15 protein-coding genes, 3 tRNA genes, 3 rRNA genes, 1 other RNA gene and 1 pseudogene are annotated in these 19,795 nt (G+C 43.6%); 22 read left to right on the top strand and 1 reads right to left on the bottom strand.

The features are described 5' to 3' along the window. Positions 1–2 precede the first annotated feature (2 nt). The 19 genes and pseudogenes from hpt (at position 3) to I6H78_RS05230 (ending at position 15,676) form a co-directional block, all read left to right on the top strand. Entirely contained in the window at positions 3–545 is a 543-nt protein-coding gene (gene hpt / locus I6H78_RS05315) for a hypoxanthine phosphoribosyltransferase (protein ID WP_049518880.1), read from the top strand. Positions 546–560: 15 nt separating this feature from the next. Then, entirely contained in the window at positions 561–2,519 is a 1,959-nt protein-coding gene (gene ftsH / locus I6H78_RS05310) for an ATP-dependent zinc metalloprotease FtsH (protein WP_198459021.1), read from the top strand. Positions 2,520–2,558: 39 nt separating this feature from the next. After that, positions 2,559–2,810, top strand: a pseudogene (locus I6H78_RS05305) (23S rRNA (uracil(1939)-C(5))-methyltransferase RlmD); the annotation flags it as partial. Between the two features lie 66 nt (positions 2,811–2,876). Next, a tRNA-Glu gene (locus tag I6H78_RS05300) sits at positions 2,877–2,948 on the top strand. A gap of 230 nt (positions 2,949–3,178) precedes the next feature. Further along, positions 3,179–4,727 (top strand): 16S ribosomal RNA (locus I6H78_RS05295). Positions 4,728–4,778: 51 nt separating this feature from the next. Continuing rightward, positions 4,779–4,851 (top strand) — tRNA-Ala (locus I6H78_RS05290). Positions 4,852–4,974: 123 nt separating this feature from the next. Beyond that, positions 4,975–7,873, top strand: a 23S ribosomal RNA gene (locus I6H78_RS05285). Between the two features lie 76 nt (positions 7,874–7,949). Next, positions 7,950–8,065, top strand: a 5S ribosomal RNA gene (rrf, locus tag I6H78_RS05280). The 16S, 23S and 5S rRNA genes sit together here with 3 tRNA genes alongside, the layout of an rRNA operon. Before the next feature lie 5 nt (positions 8,066–8,070). Further along, positions 8,071–8,144 (top strand) — tRNA-Asn (locus tag I6H78_RS05275). A 208-nt stretch (positions 8,145–8,352) separates the two neighbouring features. Then, entirely contained in the window at positions 8,353–8,589 is a 237-nt protein-coding gene (gene comW / locus I6H78_RS09395; RefSeq protein ID WP_232619926.1) for a sigma(X)-activator ComW, read from the top strand. A gap of 241 nt (positions 8,590–8,830) precedes the next feature. After that, positions 8,831–10,117, top strand: a complete 1,287-nt coding sequence (locus tag I6H78_RS05270) for an adenylosuccinate synthase (RefSeq protein WP_198459020.1) — start codon at positions 8,831–8,833, stop codon at positions 10,115–10,117. 200 nt (positions 10,118–10,317) lie between these two features. Further along, positions 10,318–10,785, top strand: coding sequence for a tRNA adenosine(34) deaminase TadA (gene tadA, locus I6H78_RS05265; protein ID WP_033629129.1), 468 nt, complete (start codon positions 10,318–10,320; stop codon positions 10,783–10,785). Positions 10,786–10,817: 32 nt separating this feature from the next. Next, positions 10,818–10,915, top strand: an RNA gene (ffs, locus tag I6H78_RS05260) — signal recognition particle sRNA small type. A gap of 55 nt (positions 10,916–10,970) precedes the next feature. Next, positions 10,971–11,414 (top strand): dUTP diphosphatase, encoded by a 444-nt coding sequence (locus tag I6H78_RS05255; RefSeq protein WP_198459019.1) that lies wholly within the window; start codon positions 10,971–10,973, stop codon positions 11,412–11,414. Between the two features lie 63 nt (positions 11,415–11,477). Then, the gene (locus I6H78_RS05250; protein ID WP_198459018.1) at positions 11,478–11,966 is read left to right on the top strand and encodes a hypothetical protein; all 489 of its coding nucleotides are present in this window, start codon (positions 11,478–11,480) and stop codon (positions 11,964–11,966) included. Between the two features lie 39 nt (positions 11,967–12,005). Beyond that, positions 12,006–13,370, top strand: coding sequence for a DNA repair protein RadA (radA, locus tag I6H78_RS05245; protein ID WP_198460229.1), 1,365 nt, complete (start codon positions 12,006–12,008; stop codon positions 13,368–13,370). A gap of 72 nt (positions 13,371–13,442) precedes the next feature. Further along, the gene (locus I6H78_RS05240) at positions 13,443–13,937 is read left to right on the top strand and encodes a beta-class carbonic anhydrase (RefSeq protein WP_007522536.1); all 495 of its coding nucleotides are present in this window, start codon (positions 13,443–13,445) and stop codon (positions 13,935–13,937) included. Positions 13,938–14,150: 213 nt separating this feature from the next. Further along, on the top strand, positions 14,151–15,119 hold the full coding sequence (locus tag I6H78_RS05235) for a ribose-phosphate diphosphokinase (RefSeq protein ID WP_198459017.1): 969 nt from the start codon (positions 14,151–14,153) through the stop codon (positions 15,117–15,119). 119 nt (positions 15,120–15,238) lie between these two features. Continuing rightward, positions 15,239–15,676: a CoA-binding protein gene (locus tag I6H78_RS05230; RefSeq protein WP_198459016.1), complete on the top strand. Its 438-nt coding sequence runs from the start codon at positions 15,239–15,241 to the stop codon at positions 15,674–15,676. 28 nt (positions 15,677–15,704) lie between these two features. Here I6H78_RS05230 and I6H78_RS05225 read toward each other — a convergent pair whose 3' ends face one another. Then, positions 15,705–16,715 (bottom strand): YeiH family protein, encoded by a 1,011-nt coding sequence (locus I6H78_RS05225; protein ID WP_198459015.1) that lies wholly within the window; start codon positions 16,713–16,715, stop codon positions 15,705–15,707. Positions 16,716–16,866: 151 nt separating this feature from the next. Between I6H78_RS05225 and I6H78_RS05220 the strand changes: the two genes are divergently transcribed. From I6H78_RS05220 to plsX, 3 genes are read left to right on the top strand one after another with little or no spacing between them, the layout of a single operon-like run. After that, on the top strand, positions 16,867–18,036 hold the full coding sequence (locus I6H78_RS05220; RefSeq protein WP_198459014.1) for a pyridoxal phosphate-dependent aminotransferase: 1,170 nt from the start codon (positions 16,867–16,869) through the stop codon (positions 18,034–18,036). Further along, positions 18,033–18,803 (top strand): DNA repair protein RecO, encoded by a 771-nt coding sequence (gene recO, locus I6H78_RS05215; protein ID WP_198459013.1) that lies wholly within the window; start codon positions 18,033–18,035, stop codon positions 18,801–18,803. Before I6H78_RS05220 ends, recO begins: the two co-directional genes overlap by 4 nt. Further along, on the top strand, positions 18,800–19,792 hold the full coding sequence (gene plsX / locus I6H78_RS05210; protein WP_198459012.1) for a phosphate acyltransferase PlsX: 993 nt from the start codon (positions 18,800–18,802) through the stop codon (positions 19,790–19,792). Before recO ends, plsX begins: the two co-directional genes overlap by 4 nt. The last annotated feature ends 3 nt before the right edge of the window (positions 19,793–19,795 follow it).

Below are 19,795 nucleotides of genomic sequence, written 5' to 3'. Positions count from 1 at the left end.
AGATGTTAGAACACGATATTAAAAAAATCCTCGTTTCACATGATGAAATTACAGAAGCAGCTAAAAAGCTAGGTGCACAATTAACAAAAGAATATGAGGGGGAAAATCCAATTCTTATTGGAATTCTAAAAGGATCGATTCCTTTTATGGCTGAATTGGTCAAACATATTGATACGCATATTGAGATGGACTTCATGATGGTATCTAGTTACCATGGTGGAACAGCAAGTAGTGGTGTCATCAATATCAAGCAAGACGTGACTCAAGATATCAAAGGAAGACATGTCTTATTTGTAGAGGATATCATCGATACAGGTCAAACTTTGAAGAATTTGAGAGATATGTTTATTGCAAGAGAAGCAGCTTCTGTTAAAATCGCGACTTTGTTGGACAAACCAGATGGACGCGTTGTTGAAATTGAGGCGGATTATACTTGTTTTACTATTCCAAATGAGTTTGTAGTAGGCTATGGTCTAGATTATAAAGAAAATTATCGTAACCTTCCTTATGTCGGAGTATTGAAAGAAGAAGTTTATTCAAATTAGAAAGATCTATCTTTAATGAAAAAACAAAATAATGGTTTAGTTAGAAATCCATTTCTATACTTGTTAATTATCTTCTTCCTCGTAACAGGATTCCAGTATTTTTACTCTGGAAATACTGCTGGACGAAGCGAAAAAATTAACTATACAGAATTGGTAAAAGAAATTACAGCAGACAATGTAAAAGAATTAACCTATCAGCCAAATGGTAGCATTATTGAAGTATCTGGTGTTTATAAAAATCCTAAGACTAGTAAAGAAGAAACAGGAATTCAATTTTTCCCTCCTACAGCTACAACAGTAGAAAGATTCTCAAGTACTATCCTTCCGTCTGATTCAACAGTTTCAGAATTGCAAAAACTTGCTTCTGAACATCAGGCAGAAGTAACAGTCAAACATGAGAGTTCAAGCGGTATGTGGATCAATATCCTTGTCTCTGTTGTGCCATTTGCTATTCTCTTCTTCTTCCTATTCTCTATGATGGGAAATATGGGAGGAAATAGTGGCCGAAATCCAATGAGTTTTGGACGTAGCAAGGCCAAAGCTGCAAACAAAGAAGATATCAAGGTACGGTTCTCAGATGTTGCTGGTGCCGAGGAAGAAAAACAAGAATTAGTAGAAGTTGTTGAATTCCTAAAAGATCCAAAACGATTTACAAAACTTGGTGCGCGCATTCCTGCGGGTGTTCTTTTGGAGGGACCTCCGGGAACAGGTAAAACTTTGCTTGCTAAGGCAGTAGCCGGAGAAGCTGGTGTTCCATTCTTTAGTATCTCAGGTTCTGACTTTGTAGAAATGTTTGTCGGAGTTGGAGCTAGTCGTGTTCGTTCTCTTTTTGAAGATGCCAAAAAAGCAGCACCAGCTATCATCTTTATCGATGAAATTGATGCTGTTGGTCGCCAACGTGGTGTTGGCCTCGGTGGAGGAAATGATGAACGTGAACAAACCTTGAACCAACTCTTGATTGAAATGGATGGTTTTGAAGGAAATGAAGGAATCATCGTTATCGCTGCGACGAACCGTTCAGATGTTCTAGATCCAGCTCTTCTCCGCCCAGGACGTTTCGATAGAAAAGTCTTGGTTGGTCGCCCTGATGTTAAAGGTCGTGAAGCAATCTTGAAAGTTCACGCTAAAAATAAACCTTTGGCAGACGATGTTGATTTGAAACTAGTTGCCCAACAAACTCCAGGTTTTGTGGGAGCTGACTTAGAAAATGTTCTAAATGAAGCGGCCCTAGTTGCAGCCCGTCGCAACAAATCAATCATTGATGCTTCAGATATTGATGAGGCAGAGGACAGAGTGATTGCTGGACCATCTAAGAAAGATAAAACAGTATCACAAAGAGAACGTGAATTGGTTGCTTATCATGAGGCTGGACATACCATTGTTGGTTTAGTCTTGTCAAATGCCCGTGTTGTTCATAAAGTTACCATTGTACCACGTGGACGTGCAGGTGGTTACATGATTGCACTTCCGAAAGAGGATCAAATGCTTCTATCTAAAGAAGACATGAAAGAGCAATTGGCAGGTTTGATGGGTGGTCGTGTAGCTGAAGAGATTATTTTTAATGTCCAAACTACAGGAGCTTCCAATGACTTTGAACAAGCTACACAGATGGCGCGTGCGATGGTCACTGAATATGGTATGAGTGAAAAACTTGGCCCAGTTCAATACGAAGGAAATCATGCTATGTTTGGTGCACAAAGTCCTCAAAAATCAATTTCAGAACAAACAGCCTATGAGATTGATGAGGAAGTTCGTTCATTATTGAATGAAGCACGAAATAAAGCAGCTGAGATTATTCAATCAAATCGTGAAACCCATAAACTGATTGCAGAGGCATTGTTGAAATACGAAACATTGGATAGTACACAGATTAAATCTCTTTACGAAACAGGAAAAATGCCTGAGACAGTAGAAGAGGAATCTCATGCACTATCTTATGATGAAGTAAAATCAAAAATGAGTGAAGAAAAATAAATTTAGAGAGGTTAGACCTCTCTTTTTTTGTTCAAATGTGATGGCTACCGAGCAGATGCCCTGATAGTCGACCCTCCTCGTACAGGCTTAGATGATAAGCTGTTGAATACCATACTGACCTATGTTCCAGAAAGAATGGTCTATGTATCCTGCAATGTTTCGACCTTGGCGCGAGATTTGGTTAAACTAGTAAAAGTCTATGATCTCCAGTATATCCAGTCGGTTGATATGTTTCCTCACACTGCACGAACAGAAGCAGTTGTTAAGTTAGTGAAGAAAAGAAAAAATTAACTTCACTGAAAAAAGTTCTTGACAAAGGTAAAAAAGTAGGTATAATAGAAAGAGTTGAAAAGCTCAGGTCCGTTGGTCAAGGGGTTAAGACACCGCCTTTTCACGGCGGTAACACGGGTTCGAATCCCGTACGGACTATGGTGTATTGCGGTTAAAAAAACTTGAAAAAAGTTCAAAAAATCTGTTGACAGAGACAGATGGCTGTGATATACTAATATAGTTGTCGCTTGAGAGAGAATGAGTGACAAAGACCTTTGAAAACTGAACAAGACGAACCAATGTGCAGGGCACTATAACTGAGGTTATAGTACTGAACAATGAAAAAACAATAAATCTGTCAGTGACAGAAATGAGTGAGAACTCAAACTTTTAATGAGAGTTTGATCCTGGCTCAGGACGAACGCTGGCGGCGTGCCTAATACATGCAAGTAGAACGCTGAAGCTTGGTGCTTGCACCGAGCGGATGAGTTGCGAACGGGTGAGTAACGCGTAGGTAACCTGCCTGGTAGCGGGGGATAACTATTGGAAACGATAGCTAATACCGCATAATAGTAGATGTTGCATGACATTTGCTTAAAAGGTGCAATTGCATCACTACCAGATGGACCTGCGTTGTATTAGCTAGTTGGTGAGGTAACGGCTCACCAAGGCAACGATACATAGCCGACCTGAGAGGGTGATCGGCCACACTGGGACTGAGACACGGCCCAGACTCCTACGGGAGGCAGCAGTAGGGAATCTTCGGCAATGGACGGAAGTCTGACCGAGCAACGCCGCGTGAGTGAAGAAGGTTTTCGGATCGTAAAGCTCTGTTGTAAGAGAAGAACGAGTGTGAGAGTGGAAAGTTCACACTGTGACGGTATCTTACCAGAAAGGGACGGCTAACTACGTGCCAGCAGCCGCGGTAATACGTAGGTCCCGAGCGTTGTCCGGATTTATTGGGCGTAAAGCGAGCGCAGGCGGTTAGATAAGTCTGAAGTTAAAGGCTGTGGCTTAACCATAGTACGCTTTGGAAACTGTTTAACTTGAGTGCAAGAGGGGAGAGTGGAATTCCATGTGTAGCGGTGAAATGCGTAGATATATGGAGGAACACCGGTGGCGAAAGCGGCTCTCTGGCTTGTAACTGACGCTGAGGCTCGAAAGCGTGGGGAGCAAACAGGATTAGATACCCTGGTAGTCCACGCCGTAAACGATGAGTGCTAGGTGTTAGACCCTTTCCGGGGTTTAGTGCCGTAGCTAACGCATTAAGCACTCCGCCTGGGGAGTACGACCGCAAGGTTGAAACTCAAAGGAATTGACGGGGGCCCGCACAAGCGGTGGAGCATGTGGTTTAATTCGAAGCAACGCGAAGAACCTTACCAGGTCTTGACATCCCTCTGACCGCTCTAGAGATAGAGTTTTCCTTCGGGACAGAGGTGACAGGTGGTGCATGGTTGTCGTCAGCTCGTGTCGTGAGATGTTGGGTTAAGTCCCGCAACGAGCGCAACCCCTATTGTTAGTTGCCATCATTCAGTTGGGCACTCTAGCGAGACTGCCGGTAATAAACCGGAGGAAGGTGGGGATGACGTCAAATCATCATGCCCCTTATGACCTGGGCTACACACGTGCTACAATGGCTGGTACAACGAGTCGCAAGCCGGTGACGGCAAGCTAATCTCTTAAAGCCAGTCTCAGTTCGGATTGTAGGCTGCAACTCGCCTACATGAAGTCGGAATCGCTAGTAATCGCGGATCAGCACGCCGCGGTGAATACGTTCCCGGGCCTTGTACACACCGCCCGTCACACCACGAGAGTTTGTAACACCCGAAGTCGGTGAGGTAACCTTTTAGGAGCCAGCCGCCTAAGGTGGGATAGATGATTGGGGTGAAGTCGTAACAAGGTAGCCGTATCGGAAGGTGCGGCTGGATCACCTCCTTTCTAAGGATAAGGAACTGCACATTGGTCTTGTTTAGTCTTGAGAGGTCTTGTGGGGCCTTAGCTCAGCTGGGAGAGCGCCTGCTTTGCACGCAGGAGGTCAGCGGTTCGATCCCGCTAGGCTCCATTGGTGAGAGATCACCAAGTAATGCACATTGAAAATTGAATATCTATATCAAATAGTAACAAGAAAATAAACCGAAACGCTGTAGTATTAATAAGAGTTTATGACTGAAAGGTCAGAAAATAAGGTTAAGTTAATAAGGGCGCACGGTGGATGCCTTGGCACTAGGAGCCGAAGAAGGACGTGACAAACGACGATATGCCTTGGGTAGCTGTAAGTAAGCGATGATCCAGGGATTTCCGAATGGGGGAACCCAACAGGTACTACCTGTTACCCACATCTGTTAAGGATGTGAGGAGGAAGACGCAGTGAACTGAAACATCTAAGTAGCTGCAGGAAGAGAAAGCAAAAGCGATTGCCTTAGTAGCGGCGAGCGAAACGGCAGGAGGGCAAACCGAAGAGTTTACTCTTCGGGGTTGTAGGACTGCAATGTGGACTCAAAGATTATAGAAGAATGATTTGGGAAGATCAGCCAAAGAGAGTAACAGCCTCGTATTTAAAATAGTCTTTGTACCTAGCAGTATCCTGAGTACGGCGGGACACGAGAAATCCCGTCGGAATCTGGGAGGACCATCTCCCAACCCTAAATACTCCCTAGTGACCGATAGTGAACCAGTACCGTGAGGGAAAGGTGAAAAGCACCCCGGGAGGGGAGTGAAATAGAACCTGAAACCGTGTGCCTACAACAAGTTCGAGCCCGTTGATGGGTGAGAGCGTGCCTTTTGTAGAATGAACCGGCGAGTTACGATATGATGCGAGGTTAAGTTGAAGAGACGGAGCCGCAGGGAAACCGAGTCTGAATAGGGCGCATTAGTATCATGTCGTAGACCCGAAACCATGTGACCTACCCATGAGCAGGTTGAAGGTGCGGTAAGACGCACTGGAGGACCGAACCAGGGCACGTTGAAAAGTGCTTGGATGACTTGTGGGTAGCGGAGAAATTCCAAACGAACTTGGAGATAGCTGGTTCTCTCCGAAATAGCTTTAGGGCTAGCGTCGACATAAAGATTCTTGGAGGTAGAGCACTGTTTGGGTGAGGGGTCCATCCCGGATTACCAATCTCAGATAAACTCCGAATGCCAATGAATTATGGTCGGCAGTCAGACTGCGAGTGCTAAGATCCGTAGTCGAAAGGGAAACAGCCCAGACCACCAGCTAAGGTCCCAAAATAATTGTTAAGTGGAAAAGGATGTGGGGTTGCACAGACAACTAGGATGTTAGCTTAGAAGCAGCTATTCATTCAAAGAGTGCGTAATAGCTCACTAGTCGAGTGACCCTGCGCCGAAAATGTACCGGGGCTAAAACAATTTACCGAAGCTGTGGATACCTTTATAGGTATGGTAGGAGAGCGTTCTATGTGTGAAGAAGGTATACCGTGAGGAGTGCTGGAACGCATAGAAGTGAGAATGCCGGTATGAGTAGCGAAAGACAGGTGAGAATCCTGTCCACCGTAAGACTAAGGTTTCCAGGGGAAGGCTCGTCCGCCCTGGGTTAGTCGGGACCTAAGGAGAGACCGAAAGGTGTATCCGATGGACAACAGGTTGATATTCCTGTACTAGAGTATGTAGTGATGGAGGGACGCAGTAGGCTAACTAAAGCAGACGAATGGAAGTGTCTGTCTAAGCAGTGAGGTGTGATATGAGTCAAATGCTTATATCTATAACATTGAGCTGTGATGGGGAGCGAAGTTTAGTAGCGAAGTTAGTGACGTCACACTGCCAAGAAAAGCTTCTAGCGTTTAAACATACTCTACCCGTACCGCAAACCGACACAGGTAGTCGAGGCGAGTAGCCTCAGGTGAGCGAGAGAACTCTCGTTAAGGAACTCGGCAAAATGACCCCGTAACTTCGGGAGAAGGGGTGCTGACTTTAAGTCAGCCGCAGTGAATAGGCCCAAGCAACTGTTTATCAAAAACACAGCTCTCTGCTAAATCGTAAGATGATGTATAGGGGTGACGCCTGCCCGGTGCTGGAAGGTTAAGAGGAGTGCTTAGCGTAAGCGAAGGTATGAATTGAAGCCCCAGTAAACGGCGGCCGTAACTATAACGGTCCTAAGGTAGCGAAATTCCTTGTCGGGTAAGTTCCGACCCGCACGAAAGGCGTAATGATTTGGGCACTGTCTCAACGAGAGACTCGGTGAAATTTTAGTACCTGTGAAGATGCAGGTTACCCGCGACAGGACGGAAAGACCCCATGGAGCTTTACTGCAGTTTGATATTGAGTGTCTGTACCACATGTACAGGATAGGTAGGAGTCTAAGAGATCGGGACGCCAGTTTCGAAGGAGACGTTGTTGGGATACTACCCTTGTGTTATGGCCACTCTAACCCGGATAGGTAATCCCTATCGGAGACAGTGTCTGACGGGCAGTTTGACTGGGGCGGTCGCCTCCTAAAAGGTAACGGAGGCGCCCAAAGGTTCCCTCAGAATGGTTGGAAATCATTCGCAGAGTGTAAAGGTATAAGGGAGCTTGACTGCGAGAGCTACAACTCGAGCAGGGACGAAAGTCGGGCTTAGTGATCCGGTGGTTCCGTATGGAAGGGCCATCGCTCAACGGATAAAAGCTACCCTGGGGATAACAGGCTTATCTCCCCAAGAGTTCACATCGACGGGGAGGTTTGGCACCTCGATGTCGGCTCGTCGCATCCTGGGGCTGTAGTCGGTCCCAAGGGTTGGGCTGTTCGCCCATTAAAGCGGCACGCGAGCTGGGTTCAGAACGTCGTGAGACAGTTCGGTCCCTATCCGTCGCGGGCGTAGGAAATTTGAGAGGATCTGCTCCTAGTACGAGAGGACCAGAGTGGACTTACCGCTGGTGTACCAGTTGTCTTGCCAAAGGCATCGCTGGGTAGCTATGTAGGGAAGGGATAAACGCTGAAAGCATCTAAGTGTGAAACCCACCTCAAGATGAGATTTCCCATGATTTTATATCAGTAAGAGCCCTGAGAGATGATCAGGTAGATAGGTTAGAAGTGGAAGTGTGGCGACACATGTAGCGGACTAATACTAATAGCTCGAGGACTTATCCAAAGTAACTGAGAATACGAAGTGTAAGGTTTTCTTGAGATTTGATAGATATTCAATTTTGAGTAGGTATTACTCAGAGTTAAGTGACGATAGCCTAGGAGATACACCTGTACCCATGCCGAACACAGCAGTTAAGCCCTAGAACGCCGGAAGTAGTTGGGGGTTGCCCCCTGTGAGATATGGAAGTCGCTTAGCTTTTATCCGCCATAGCTCAGTTGGTAGTAGCGCATGACTGTTAATCATGATGTCGTAGGTTCGAGTCCTACTGGCGGAGTATAGATCGAAACGTTCAATTGAGCGTTTTTTTATTTATTAATATAGTGGACTGTTGAAATTTCAAATTTTAATTTTTAAATCTATAATTGCCTCTTTATTTTATTTTTAGTTAGTTTAGCTTTAAATTCTTCTTTTATAGGATTTGAAGCTTTTTTAGTTCCTTTTTTTGTTAGACTAGTGTTACTAATAAGAAGGGGAATTTTTATATGCTTCAGAAATTTTATGACCGAGCATTTGTCTTTTTGAAACTAGTTGAACAAGAATATGCCTTTTTAGGCCAGAGTTGTGCAGAGTGGGAATCACTTCATCTTCGGTTTTTACTATATTACTTAATCCGATTTAAAATTAAAAGTGATAGGGACTTTTCTCTGTATCACTTTAGAACAGCTTATCGTCTATATCTAGATAAATTACTGCAAGGTGGTACAACTCTCATCCAATAGGAAGCATCTATATCATAATTACGAACGATAGTTATAGTTATATTTTAAAAAATATAGAATTAGCTTATAATCAAAGGCTTTTGTATTTAGAAATGAAAGAATTTCCAAATCTTTTCTACTGTTTCTTCTTGATAAAAAGGCGATTTTTTCTTATAATAAATTGTAAGATATAATTGCGGGTGAAATTCCTGCCATGTATATGAGAAAGGACGAGCTCCTAGTAGCTCAGACGAATTTTATTATGACTTCAGTTGTTGTTGTAGGTACCCAATGGGGTGATGAAGGTAAAGGGAAAATTACAGATTTTCTTTCAGCTAATGCAGAGGTAATTGCTCGTTATCAAGGTGGTGATAATGCTGGTCACACGATTGTGATTGATGGTAAGAAATTTAAGTTGCACTTGATTCCATCTGGAATTTTCTTTCCTGAAAAAATCTCTGTTATTGGGAATGGGATGGTCGTGAATCCAAAATCCCTTGTGAAAGAGTTGAGCTATCTTCATGAGGAAGGTGTGACAACTGATAACTTGCGTATTTCTGATCGTGCGCATGTTATTTTGCCTTACCATATTGAGTTGGATCGCTTGCAAGAAGAGGCTAAGGGCGATAATAAGATTGGTACTACAATAAAGGGAATTGGTCCAGCATATATGGACAAGGCTGCTCGTGTTGGAATTCGTATTGCGGATCTTTTGGATAAGGATATTTTCCGTGAGCGTTTGGAACGCAATCTTGCGGAAAAGAATCGTCTGTTTGAAAAATTATATGATAGCACCTCTATTTCAGTTGATGACATTTTTGAAGAGTACTATGAGTATGGCCAACAAATTAAGCAGTATGTGACAGATACGTCTGTTATCTTGAACGATGCGCTTGATAATGGCAAACGTGTGCTGTTTGAAGGGGCGCAAGGTGTCATGTTGGATATTGACCAAGGGACTTATCCATTTGTTACTTCTTCAAACCCTGTCGCTGGTGGTGTGACAATTGGGTCTGGTGTTGGTCCAAGTAAGATTGACAAGGTTGTAGGTGTATGTAAAGCCTACACAAGTCGTGTAGGAGACGGACCTTTCCCAACTGAATTGTTTGATGAAGTGGGAGATCGCATCCGTGAAGTAGGTCATGAATACGGTACAACAACTGGCCGTCCACGTCGTGTAGGTTGGTTTGACTCAGTTGTGATGCGTCACAGCCGTCGTGTATCTGGGATTACCAATCTTTCATTGAATTCTATCGATGTTTTGAGCGGTTTGGATACGGTAAAAATCTGTGTGGCCTATGATCTTGATGGTCAACGTATTGATTACTATCCTGCTAGTCTTGAGCAGTTGAAACGCTGCAAGCCAATCTACGAGGAATTGCCAGGTTGGTCAGAAGACATCACTGGAGTCCGTAATTTGGAAGACCTTCCTGAGAATGCACGTAACTATGTTCGTCGTGTAAGCGAGTTGGTTGGTGTTCGTATCTCAACTTTCTCAGTAGGACCTGGTCGTGAACAAACTAATATTTTAGAAAGTGTTTGGTCATAGGAGATTTTTAAGATTAGTTTAAGACAGGTTGGGTATACTATAGTCAGTTACAAGAAGACCTCCTAACTTGTTGTAACAAATATCCTAAACTTTTCTTTTTCATAATAATCTCCCTATTAAGTCACCACATTCGGTGGCTTTTTTTGTGTTGAGAATCATGATATAATAATAAAATCGACAAGTAGGAAAAGAGAAGAACGATGAATTATACAGTTGAAGAAAAAGAAGCCTTTATGAGAGAGGCTTTGAGAGAGGCTGAGATTGCCTTAGAACACGATGAAATTCCAATTGGTTGTGTGATTGTCAAGGATGGAGAAATCATTGGTAGGGGGCATAATGCGCGCGAGGAGTTGCAACGGGCGGTCATGCATGCAGAAATCATGGCTATAGAGAATGCGAATGTGAGTGAAGAGAGTTGGCGCCTGCTGGATTGTACGCTTTTTGTGACCATTGAGCCTTGTGTTATGTGTAGTGGTGCGATTGGGCTTGCCCGTATTCCAAACGTAGTTTACGGGGCTAAAAACCAGAAATTTGGTGCAGCTGGAAGTCTGTATAATATTTTGACAGATGAGCGTCTCAATCATCGTGTAGAGGTAGAAACGGGAATTTTGGAAGATGACTGTGCAGCAATTATGCAGGACTTTTTCCGAAATCGACGGAAAAAATAATTTCTCTTTAAAAACCGAGGGGAATGTGGTATAATAAATAGTAGAGCAACAGTTCTGCGTGAAGTGGGTCAGGGGAGGAATCCAGCAGCCCTAAGCGATGTGAATTGTGTGCTCTTTTTTCGTGCTTTTTTCGAATAAATAAGATAAAATAGCCTAGAATAAATGATTATAGAAAAGAGAAAAATATGAAAATTCGTGGTTTTGAATTGGTTTCGAGTTTTACAGATGAAAATTTATTGCCTAAGCGTGAGACAGCGCATGCGGCTGGTTACGACTTAAAGGTTGCAGAACGCACTGTGATTGCTCCAGGAGAGATTGTTCTCGTCCCAACAGGAGTCAAGGCTTATATGCAGCCGACAGAGGTGCTCTATCTCTATGACCGTTCATCAAACCCTCGTAAGAAAGGCTTGGTCTTGATTAACTCAGTTGGGGTCATTGATGGGGATTATTATGGAAATCCTGGGAATGAAGGCCATATCTTTGCTCAGATGAAAAACATTACTGACCAAGAAGTGATTCTTGAAGTTGGAGAACGTGTGGTCCAGGCTGTCTTTGCACCATTTTTAATCGCAGATGAGGATGAAGCAGACGGCGTGCGAATTGGTGGTTTTGGGTCGACAGGGCATTAAGATAAGGACCTGCTTTCAAAACCATAACAGGAGAAATCAGCTGATGGAAAGAAGGATAATAAAATGAGTTATAAAAACTTTCAGTCTTTTACTCCAGAAAATTGTCAAGGGTATAAGAAAGTCTATAATATCAGTATTGGAGGATTTCTTTACTTAGCTTTTCTTCCAGAAGCCTATTATAAAATTCTTTGTATTTCTTCAGAATATATGTCAATAATTGACTGTGAAAATGATCAGGTAACTACTGTAGATGGGGATTATGATGAGACGGAATTAGTAGCCATGTATGAGGGCTGTGATTCTCCCATTTCTATTGCGGGACAATATGGTGGAAGTCTCCCTTTGGACAATGGGGAAGATATCCGAGTGACAATGGAAAAAGATCAATCTGGGAAGTATCCGATTTTAACCATTTTTTGGGAAAAGGATAAAGAAACTAGGGTACAAATTTATAAAGGTTATTTACCGTATATTTTTGGTTTTAGTCCGGATGGAGAGTATTATGCTTATGCAGATGATGGCGGATTGACTGTTTTAAAGAAAGATAGTTGATAGCGTGAAAAAAAGAAATTTTAAAATGAGAGGATTAGAATCATCGCAAAGAAAAAAGCGACATTTGTATGTCAAAATTGTGGGTATAATTCCCCTAAATATCTGGGACGTTGTCCTAACTGTGGGTCTTGGTCTTCTTTTGTAGAAGAGGTTGAGGTTGCCGAGGTCAAGAATGCGCGTGTGTCCTTGACAGGTGAGAAAACTAAGCCCATGAAACTAGCTGAGGTGACTTCTATCAATGTCAATCGAACCAAGACGGAGATGGAGGAATTCAACCGTGTGCTTGGAGGCGGAGTGGTGCCAGGAAGTCTTGTCCTCATCGGTGGAGATCCAGGAATCGGGAAATCAACCCTTCTTTTACAAGTTTCAACCCAGTTGTCTCAAGTAGGGACCGTTCTCTATGTTAGTGGGGAGGAGTCTGCTCAGCAGATTAAGTTACGAGCAGAGCGCTTGGGAGATATCGATAGCGAGTTTTATCTCTATGCAGAGACCAATATGCAGAGTGTTCGAGCAGAGGTGGAGCGCATCCAACCAGATTTTCTCATCATCGACTCCATCCAGACTATTATGTCTCCTGAGATTTCAGGGGTGCAGGGGTCTGTTTCTCAGGTGCGTGAGGTGACCGCTGAGCTTATGCAGCTGGCTAAGGCCAATAACATTGCCATCTTTATCGTAGGGCATGTGACCAAGGAAGGGACCTTGGCTGGTCCGCGTATGTTGGAGCATATGGTGGATACGGTGCTTTACTTTGAAGGGGAGCGCCACCATACCTTCCGTATTTTGAGGGCAGTCAAAAACCGTTTTGGTTCCACTAATGAGATTGGGATTTTTGAGATGCAGTCGGGTGGATTGGTTGAGGTACTCAATCCGAGTCAAGTTTTCCTAGAGGAGCGTTTGGATGGGGCTACTGGCTCGTCAATCGTTGTGGCCATGGAAGGGACCCGTCCGATTTTGGCGGAGGTTCAGGCTTTGGTAACACCAACCATGTTTGGAAATGCTAAGCGTACGACGACTGGACTTGATTTCAATCGTGCAAGTCTGATTATGGCTGTTTTGGAAAAACGAGCAGGGCTTCTCTTGCAGAACCAGGATGCCTATCTCAAATCTGCTGGTGGTGTGAAATTGGATGAGCCTGCCATTGACTTAGCAGTTGCGGTTGCTATTGCTTCGAGCTATAAAGATAAGCCTACCAATCCTCAGGAATGTTTTGTGGGAGAATTGGGCTTGACTGGAGAGATTCGGCGCGTGAATCGTATCGAACAACGCATCAATGAAGCGGCAAAACTGGGCTTTACCAAGATCTATGTACCCAAGAATTCCTTGACAGGAATCACTCCACCCAAGGAAATTGAAGTCATTGGTGTGACAACGATTCAAGAAGTTTTGAAAAAGGTCTTTGCATAATCCGTGACAAATCCTCTTAAAAATGATAAGATAGGAGAAATATTTGATTATCAAATTTTTGAGGAGGGAATCGTGTCGTATTTTGAACAGTTTATGAAAGCCAATCAGGCTTATGTTGCCCTACATGGGCAGTTAAATTTGCCACTTAAACCGAAAACCAGAGTAGCTATCGTGACCTGCATGGACTCGCGTCTACATGTTGCCCATGCTCTTGGTTTGGCACTTGGAGATGCTCATATCTTGCGGAATGCGGGTGGTCGAGTGACTGAAGACATGATTCGTTCACTGGTGATTTCCCAGCAACAAATGGGGACAAGAGAAATCGTGGTGCTTCACCATACAGACTGTGGAGCTCAAACCTTTCAAAATGAAAGTTTTCATGAACATTTGAAACACGAGCTCGGAGTTGATGTGTCTGATCAAGATTTTTTACCATTCCAGGATGTTGAAGAGAGTGTGAGAGAGGATATGCAATTGCTTCGAGAATCTCCATTGATCCCTGATGATGTGGTTATTTCAGGTGCTGTCTATGATGTGGATACAGGAAGTATGAGAGAAGTATACTAACTTTGTCTCGAAAAAATCTCATCCTAGCATAAAATCGATTGTTAAAATATAGGATTTTTAGTTTTAATATAGCTAATATAAAATAGCATAAAACAAGGGTATAAATGTTTGCTCTTGTTTTATTTTTGATTGAAAAATAAAGGAAAAAGCGCTACAATGGTAGATGGAAAATGTTGTGTAAAAACAAGTGATACATAAATACCGGAGGAAATCATGTCTTTTTCTGATTTAAAGCTGTTTGCCCTTTCTTCTAATAGAGAATTGGCAGAGCGTGTGGCGCAAGAAATTGGGGTAGAGTTGGGGAAATCGACTGTTCGCCAATTTTCAGATGGGGAGATTCAGGTCAACATTGAAGAATCGATCCGTGGAAAACACGTCTTTATCCTACAATCAACTAGTTCACCTGTAAATGATAATTTACTTGAAATTTTGATTATGGTGGACGCATTGAAGCGTGCTAGTGCAGAATCTGTCAATGTTGTTATGCCTTACTATGGCTATGCACGTCAGGATAGAAAAGCGCGCGCGCGTGAGCCAATCACTGCAAAACTCGTTGCAAACATGCTAGAAGTTGCTGGGGTAGATCGTTTGTTGACGATTGATTTGCACGCTGCACAGATTCAGGGATTCTTTGATATTCCTGTAGATCACTTGATGGGTGCTCCACTGATTGCGGACTATTTTGAACGTCGTGGCATGGTTGGCTCTGACTACGTGGTTGTCAGCCCAGACCATGGTGGGGTGACTCGTGCTCGTAAATTGGCAGAGTTTTTGAAAACTCCGATTGCGATTATTGACAAACGCCGTAGTGTAGACAAGATGAATACCAGTGAAGTGATGAACATCATTGGTAAGGTAGAAGGTAAGACTTGTATCTTGATTGACGATATGATCGATACAGCTGGAACCATTTGTCATGCAGCGGATGCTCTTGCTGAAGCAGGTGCTGTTGAAGTTTACGCAAGCTGTACGCACCCAGTACTTTCTGGTCCTGCTATGGATAATATCCAAAAATCAGCTATTAAAAAATTGGTTGTTTTGGATACTATCTACCTACCAGAAGAGCGTTTAATTGATAAGATTGAACAAATTTCGATTGCTCATCTTCTGGGCGATGCTATTATCCGTATTCACGAAAAACGTCCTCTTTCTCCCCTATTTTGTATTGAGAAAAAGATTTAATCTTTCACTTGAAGTAGACAGAACTCCTAGCAGGTTTCTTTTCTTGCTAGGAGATTTTTATAGTCAAAATCTGCAAGCCTTTTCAAAATATGCTATACTGAGAAAAAAGGAGGATTTCTATGAGCCAAGAATATATCAATCCAAGTGATGGTGTGATTCGTCAGTATCTGGCGACCAGTAAAACGATAGCGGTAGTGGGCTTGTCCGATCGTGAAGAAACAACTAGCAATCGAGTGACCAAGGAAATGCAGGCTCGAGGCTATAAAATCATTCCAGTTAATCCCAAGGCTGCAGGTGGGGAAATTTTGGGAGAGAAGGCTTATGCGAGTCTAGCTGAGATTCCTTTTCCTGTGGACATTGTCAATGTATACCGACGTAGCGAGTTTTTACCAGATGTGGCGCGTGATTTTCTCAAGGCTGATGCCAAGATTTTTTGGGCGCAATTAGGACTTGAAAATATAGAAGCGGAAGAAATCTTGCGTGCTGGAGGATGCGATGACATCGTGATGAATCGCTGTATCAAGAGAGAACACACACGCTTAATTCTTGAGCAATAAAAAGGTAGCCATGGGCTACCTTTTTATTTTATAAAGTACCAATCAATGCTTGCATGCCAAGACTGGTGAGGATGATGGCAATCCAGCAAAGGGCTCCAAGAAGGATGGATTTACCGCTGGATTTGACCATGGCAATCAGATTGGTTTTGAGACCGATGGCACTCATGGCCATGATGATAAGGAATTTGGAGAGTTGTTTGAGAGGGGTGAAGAAGCTACTAGACACGCCGAGAGAGGTGAGAAGAGTCGTTAAGAGAGAGGCTAGGATGAAATAAAGGATAAAAAGTGGGAAGACTTTTTTTAGTTGGAAATCTTGGCTGTTTTTTTGCTGGCGACTTTGCCAGTAGGAGAGAAAGAGAGTGATGGGAATGATTGCTAAGGTGCGCGTGAGTTTGACAATGGTTGCAGATTCGAGGGTATTGGTATGGTAAAGACTGTCCCAAGCACTAGCTGTGGCCGTTACAGAAGAAGTATCATTGACCGCAGTTCCTGCAAAGAGGGCGAAGCCGTCATTGGATAGGTGAAGCCAGGTTCCTAGAGTTGGAAAGATGAGCGCAGCCAAGACATTGAAGAAAAAGATAACGGAAATGGCTTGGGCAACTTCTTTTTCCTTGGCATGGATAACGGGTGCTGTCGCAGCAATGGCAGAGCCACCGCAGATGGAAGAACCCACTCCAATCAAGGTAGCCAGTTTTGTGTCTAGCGCAAAGAAACGCTGGAAGAGGTAGGCAACGATTAAGGAAATCGAAATGGTGGAAAGGATGACAGGGAGTGAAGTTTGTCCAACTGCGAAGACTTGCGAGATATTGAGACCAAAACCGAGTAAGATAACGGCATACTGGAGCAATTTTTTGGAACTAAAGGTCAAACCTGCATCTAGTTGTTTGTAGGGTGAGAGCCAGGGGTGGAGGAGCATTCCAGCAAAAATTGCAAAGACAGGTGCACCCACGACGGGGAAAAATCCTCCCAGGAACCAAGATACGATAGAAATGAGAAGGCAGGCCAAGATTCCTGCTCCATTTTTTGATAAAAATGACATATAAACCTCCGAAAATAAGCACTTATTATTATAGTCCTGTCGAGAAGAAAAGTAAAACAGAAAGTGAAAAATGCGGGGTTCAGATGGATTTTGCGGTCAGGAAGCTTTTGTAGTATAATAGTACTATGTTCTGTAAGCAAGGGGGATATCTATGGACTTAACCAAGCGCTTTAATAAACAGTTAGACAAGATTCAAGTTTCCTTGATTCGCCAGTTTGATCAGGCTATTTCGGAGATTCCTGGGGTCTTGCGTTTGACCTTGGGGGAACCTGATTTTACAACGCCAGATCATATCAAGGAGGCAGCCAAGCAAGCCATTGATCAGAACCAATCCTACTATACAGGGATGAGCGGTTTACTGACCTTGCGCCAGGCTGCTAGCGACTTTGTAAAAGAAAAGTACCAGCTAGATTATCATCCTGAAAATGAAATTTTGGTTACAATTGGGGCGACAGAGGCTTTATCTGCTACTTTGACGGCTATTTTGGAAGAGGGAGACAAGGTGCTCTTGCCAGCTCCTGCTTATCCAGGTTATGAACCGATTGTCAATCTGGTTGGAGCAGAGATTGTCGAGATTGATACAACTGAAAATGGTTTTGTCTTGACTCCTGAGATGTTGGAAAAGGCCATTTTGGAGCAAGGGGACAAGCTCAAAGCAGTTATTCTCAACTATCCAGCCAATCCGACAGGAATTACCTATAGTCGGGAGCAGTTGGAAGCCTTGGCAGACGTTTTACGCAAGTATGAGATTTTTGTTGTCTGTGATGAGGTTTACTCAGAATTAACCTATACAGGCGAAGCTCATGTGTCTCTGGGAACTATGCTGAGAGACCAGGCTATTATTATCAATGGCTTGTCTAAATCGCATGCTATGACTGGTTGGCGTTTAGGCTTTATCTTTGCTCCTGCAGCTTTCACAGCTCAGTTAATCAAGAGTCACCAATATTTGGTTACTGCGGCAAACACCATGGCGCAACATGCTGCGGTGGAGGCTTTGACCGCTGGTAAAAACGACGCAGAGCCTATGAAGAAGGAATACATTCAGCGTCGAGATTATATCATCGAAAAGATGACTGCTCTTGGTTTTGAGATTATCAAACCAGATGGGGCCTTCTATATCTTTGCTAAGATTCCAGCGGGCTACAATCAAGACTCCTTTGCTTTTCTGAAGGATTTTGCCTATAAGAAGGCCGTTGCCTTTATCCCTGGTGCAGCCTTTGGACGTTACGGAGAAGGCTATGTGCGTCTGTCTTATGCAGCCAGCATGGAAACGATCAGAGAGTCCATGAAACGACTTGAGGAGTACATGAGAGAAGCATGATTCAGTCTATCACGAGTCAAGGTCTCGTACTCTACAATCGTAACTTTCGTGAGGATGACAAGCTAGTCAAGATCTTTACCGAGCAAGCGGGCAAGCGCATGTTTTTCGTCAAACACGCTGGCCAGTCCAAACTAGCTCCAGTTATTCAGCCCTTGGTGTTGGCACGATTTCTCTTGCGCATCAATGATGATGGGCTTAGCTACATCGAGGACTACCATGAGGTGATGACCTTCCCCAAGATTAATAGTGATCTCTTTGTCATGGCCTATGCAACCTATGTGGCTGCTCTTGCAGATGCTAGTTTGCAGGATAATCAGCAGGATGCTCCCTTGTTTGCTTTCTTGAGGAAGACTCTAGAGTTGATGGAAGCAGGCATAGATTATCAGGTTTTGACCAATATTTTTGAAATTCAAATCTTGACTCGATTTGGGATCAGCCTTAATTTTAATGAGTGTGTCTTTTGCCATCGGGTGGGTCAGGCCTTTGACTTTTCTTTTAAATATGGAGCCTGCCTCTGTCCGGATCATTTTCATGAGGACGAGAAACGTTGCCATCTGAATCCCAACATCCCTTATCTGCTCAATCAATTTCAAGCCATTGATTTTGAAACCTTGGAGACGATTTCGCTTAAGGCCGAAATCAAGCAAGACTTGCGCAAGTTCATGGATCAACTCTACGAAGAGTATGTTGGGATTCACCTAAAATCAAAGAAATTCATTGATTCCCTAGCAGACTGGGGACAATTACTAAAAGAGGAAGACAAATGAAAAAAATCGCAGTAGATGCTATGGGGGGCGATTACGCACCTCAAGCCATCGTTGAGGGTGTCAATCAAGCTCTAGCTGACTTTTCAGATATTGAGATTCAACTTTACGGAGACGAAAGCAAGATCAAGCAATATCTAACAGCGACAGAGCGCATTAGCATCATCCATACAGATGAGAAAATTGACTCAGACGATGAGCCGACAAAAGCTATCCGTAAGAAGAAAAATGCCAGCATGGTATTAGCGGCCAAGGCTGTCAAAGAGGGAGAAGCAGACGCTGTCCTCTCAGCTGGGAACACAGGTGCCTTGTTGGCTGCAGGATTCTTCATTGTGGGTCGTATCAAAAATATCGATCGCCCAGGACTCATGTCTACCTTGCCGACCATTGATGGAAAAGGGTTTGACATGCTAGACCTTGGAGCCAATGCGGAAAATACAACCCATCATCTGCACCAATACGCTGTCCTAGGTTCCTTCTATGCGAAAAATGTTCGTGGAATTTCGAAACCACGTGTTGGTTTGCTCAACAATGGAACAGAAAGCAGCAAGGGAGATCCGCTTCGTAAGGAAACATACGACTTGCTAGTAGCTGATGAAAGTTTGAACTTTGTCGGAAACGTGGAAGCGCGTGATCTGATGAATGGCGTTGCGGATGTTGTCGTAACAGATGGTTTCACGGGAAACGCTGTTCTCAAATCCATCGAAGGTACAGCTTTGGGAATCATGGGCTTACTTAAAAATGCTATTACGGGTGGTGGCCTTCGAGCGAAGCTAGGTGCTCTACTTCTTAAGGATAGTCTTAAGGGGTTGAAGACACAGCTCAACTATTCAGATGTTGGAGGAGCAGTCTTGTTTGGTGTCAAGGCGCCAGTTGTAAAAACTCATGGCTCAAGTGATGCCAAGGCTGTGTACAGTACGATTCGTCAGATTCGTACCATGCTAGAAACAGACGTAGTTGCTCAGACTGCGCGTGAATTTTCAGGAGAATAAAAA

Origin of the sequence: Streptococcus oralis (genome assembly GCF_016127915.1) — a bacterium.
Lineage (GTDB): Bacteria > Bacillota > Bacilli > Lactobacillales > Streptococcaceae > Streptococcus > Streptococcus oralis_BO.
Note: the sequence above shows the minus strand (reverse complement) of the source record. Positions and strands in the feature narration are given on the sequence as shown.